Source organism: [Clostridium] symbiosum ATCC 14940 (assembly GCF_000466485.1).
Classification (GTDB): Bacteria; Bacillota; Clostridia; order Lachnospirales; family Lachnospiraceae; genus Otoolea; species Otoolea symbiosa.
The window spans coordinates 1-3,593 of record NZ_KE992979.1 but is presented as its reverse complement, the minus strand read 5'-3'; the positions used below and the strand labels follow the sequence as shown (position 1 = coordinate 3,593).

Sequence of the window (3,593 nt, the reverse complement as noted above, 5' to 3'; positions counted from 1 at the left end):
CCTCCCCATTTAAGGTTAGAGACAATCAGCGCCCCTTCCGGACGCGTCCTCCCATTCTCAATATAAATTTCTTAAAAGAAGTTGCATTTTTCATAAAACCTGTTACAATGATAGGGACAATTTAATAATGAGAGAATATTACGAATTCAAGAGGTAAATGAGATGAAAAAGAGACACCTACTTTCAGGCGTAATGGCACTTCTGGTATCTGTTGCACTCAGCGCATGCGGAGGCGATAAGAATGCGGGAGGCACCTCGGCGGGAGAGACGAAACAGGAAGCTTCCGCAGAAGAAACCAGTAATACTCTTTCAGAAGGAACACCAGTACCAGGCGGAAGTGTTGTATTCGGTATGACACAGGACCTGGCTAGTCTTGACCCCCACCCAGATACGGACGCAGGAACTAGAGACGTGGTTTTCAATTTGTACGAAGGGCTTGTAAAGCCCGCTTCAGACGGCAGTTTAATGCCGGCAGTTGCCAGTGATTATACTATCTCAGATGATGCAAAGACCTTTACTTTCACATTGAGAGACGGTATTACCTTCCATGACGGAACACCGGTGACAGTTGAAGATGTCAAATATTCCATTGATCGATATGCGGAGATTCAGGGCGAATCCTCCGCTTTTTCTATGCTTTCGGACGTGGTCATAAAGGACGACAAGACAATCGAGGTGCTTTTGAAAGAGGGAGACTCTGAGTTTATCACAGAGCTTGCGCTGGCGGTAATTCCTGCTTCCAACGATGATCCGGCGGGAAACCCAATCGGAACGGGACCATTCAAATTTGTATCCTACACACCGGGACAGAACCTGATCCTGGAAAAGTACGACGGATACTGGCAGAAAGGCCTTCCCTATCTTGACAGGGTGGAATTCAAATTCACACCGGATGTGGATACTGCGTTCATGGAGCTTCAGGCAGGCACCATCGATATTTTGAAGTACCTGACTACAGCCCAGGCCCAGTCCTTAAGCAGTGAATATAACCTTGTGGAAGGCAGCATGAACCTGGTTCATGGAATGTACTTAAACAGCGGCTATGAACCGCTTTCCAATGCAAAGGTGCGCCAGGCTCTCTGTTATGCCGTGGACAGGGATGCAATCAATAATTTCCTGTTTGGCGGAAAGAGCCGTATCATCGGGTCCAACATGATCCCGAACATGACAAAATATTATGAGCCGCAGGCTGAATCAGTCTATACTTATGATGTGGCAAAGGCGAAGGAACTGCTTGCCGAGGCGGGCTACCCGGACGGCTTTGATCTGGAGATTACAGTTCCAAGCTCCTATTCCCCGCATGTGGATACGGCGCAGATTATTGCCGACGAATTATCGCAGGCAGGCGTAAGAACCACAATCAAGCAGGTGGAGTGGAGTACCTGGCTGGAGGAAGTTTACAAGAACGGACAGTTCCAGGCTACGGTTATTGGTTTTGACGGAACGCTGGCTCCGGGCAAGATGCTCCAGAGATATGTATCCGACGACAGCAAGAACTTTATGCATTATTCCAACGCAGAGTTTGACCGGGCGTTCAAAGAGGCATATGAAGCAGTTGACGATGCCGAGAAGACGGCTAAATATAAAGAAGCCCAGATGATCCTGGCACAGGATGCAGCCGCAGTATATATCGAGGATCCGGCCAATCTGGTGGCGGTAAATAAAAAGTTTGCAGGCTACACCTTCTATCCGACATCGGCGGAGGATATGTCCCTGCTGTACCAGATTGCACAGTAAAAGAATAAAATAACGGTAAGTAAAACAGAATAAATACAAAAGCAGTAAATACCAGGAGGGAATTATGAAATTCTTTATTAAAAAACTGATAACTCTCATTATCACATTGTTGTTGATCTCCTTCCTGACGTTTACTGCTTTTTCTGTTATTCCGGGAGATGCGGCGCTTTCCAGGCTCGGAAAGGATGCCTCCGAACAACAGGTGGAAGCGCTTCGGGAGGAGATGGGACTCAATGATTCCCTTCCGGTGCGGTATGTCCGATGGATTGGCGGCGCAGTTACCGGAGATTTCGGCGAGTCATACCGCTATGAAGGCATCAGCGTCAGTTCGCTGCTGTCCGACCGGCTGCCGGTTACCGTCCTTTTATCCGTCATCGCACTGGTCATTATTCTCGTATGTTCCGTACCGCTTGGAATTGCAAGCGCGCGTCATGCGGGAGAGTGGGGCGATGTCGTAACCAATCAGCTGACCCAGATAATCATGGCGATACCTCCCTTTTTTCTGGGAATGATACTGACCTACGTATTTGGCCTGATACTTCATTTATTCCAGCCCGGGAAGTTCATCCAGCCGTCGGAAAATCTGGGGGAAGCGGTCAAATACCTGTTTTTTCCGGCTTTGGCCATTGCACTTCCGAAAATTGCAATGGTAGTCAAGTTTTTGCGCAACTCGGTGATCTCGGAGATGAACAAGGATTATGTGAGAACCGCATTCAGCAAGGGAAACACAAGAACGGGCGTGCTCTATAGCCATATCCTGAAGAATGCTCTGATACCGGTTATCACTTTTTTTGCATTGGTAATTGCTGAGATACTGGCCGGAAGCATTATCGTGGAGCAGGTCTTCAGTGTGCCGGGAATCGGAAGATTACTGATATCCTCCATCTCGAACCGTGATTATCCGGTAGTGCAGGCCATTGTGTTATACATAACGGCCGTTGTTGTCATTATTAACTTTATTGTGGATGTGTTATACCAGTTCCTGGACCCGCGTGTGAAGACGTCGTAAGAGAAGACGGAAGGTACGATTATGAAGAAAAGAAATTACAATCTGATTATAGGGACTTCAATTACCCTGTTCTTTCTGGCGGCTGCAGTGATTGGCCGGTTTTGGACGCCTTATGGGGCGACGGCCATGGATTCGTTATCCGTCAATCTGGCACCATGCCTGACGCATCCGATGGGAACGGATAACTTTGGAAGAGATATTTTAAGCCGTGTCATGAATGGAAGCGGCAGCACGTTCTTTGTGGCTGTCTGCACCGTGCTGATTGGAGGAGTATTCGGCACCCTGATTGGAGCGGTGACCGGATATTACGGAGGGTGGCTGGACGATGTCGTCATGCGTTTAAACGATATGCTGCTTTCATTTCCCAGTATTCTGCTGGCTTTGATTGTCATCAGCCTGATGGGGCCGGGCAGATACAATATTATTCTGGCTCTGGGGGTTCTTTTTATTCCCAGTTTTGCACGTATTGTGCGCAGTGAAGTCATACGCTGCCGTGAGCTTGATTTTGTCAAGAGTGCCAAAATTATGGGGGCGGGGGATTTCCGCATCATTTTCCTCCATATTCTGCCCAATGCCGGAGTCAGTATTCTGACGGCCGCCGCTATCGGTTTTAACAATGCGGTGCTGGCTGAGGCAAGCATGAGTTATCTCGGCCTCGGTATCCAGCCGCCGGAACCGAGTCTTGGCCGAATGCTGTCGGAGGCCCAGTCTTATATCTTCAATGCTCCCTGGTACGCGATTTTTCCGGGGATCACAATTATTTTAATTATATTGGGATTCAGTATGGTCAGTGAAGGCCTGAGAACCCTTCAGGAATAGCATTCTGGTGATATGTCAAGAACTTTTT

General features: G+C 48.2%; 3 protein-coding genes. All 3 read left to right on the top strand.

Features of this window, described 5'->3' with window-relative positions; all coding sequences use genetic code 11:
• Positions 1–162: 162 nt before the first annotated feature.
• The 3 genes from CLOSYM_RS16380 to CLOSYM_RS16370 all read left to right on the top strand — a co-directional run bounded on the left by CLOSYM_RS16380 (position 163) and on the right by CLOSYM_RS16370 (position 3,565).
• A complete protein-coding gene (locus CLOSYM_RS16380; protein WP_021642971.1) occupies positions 163–1,737 on the top strand; it encodes an ABC transporter substrate-binding protein in 1,575 nt (524 codons plus the stop codon).
• Between the two features lie 64 nt (positions 1,738–1,801).
• Positions 1,802–2,746, top strand: coding sequence for an ABC transporter permease (locus CLOSYM_RS16375; protein WP_009299229.1), 945 nt, complete (start codon positions 1,802–1,804; stop codon positions 2,744–2,746).
• 21 nt (positions 2,747–2,767) lie between these two features.
• Complete coding sequence (locus tag CLOSYM_RS16370) at positions 2,768–3,565, top strand: ABC transporter permease (protein WP_003498522.1); 798 nt, start codon at positions 2,768–2,770, stop codon at positions 3,563–3,565.
• Positions 3,566–3,593: the final 28 nt, after the last annotated feature.

Bases quoted from the DNA above. Each gene is read 5' to 3' on its own strand.
- CLOSYM_RS16375 (WP_009299229.1), top strand. From the start codon at position 1,802: ATGAAATTCTTTATTAAAAAACTGATAACTCTCATTATCACATTGTTG.
- CLOSYM_RS16380 (WP_021642971.1), top strand. From the start codon at position 163: ATGAAAAAGAGACACCTACTTTCAGGCGTAATGGCACTTCTGGTATCT.
- CLOSYM_RS16370 (WP_003498522.1), top strand. From the start codon at position 2,768: ATGAAGAAAAGAAATTACAATCTGATTATAGGGACTTCAATTACCCTG.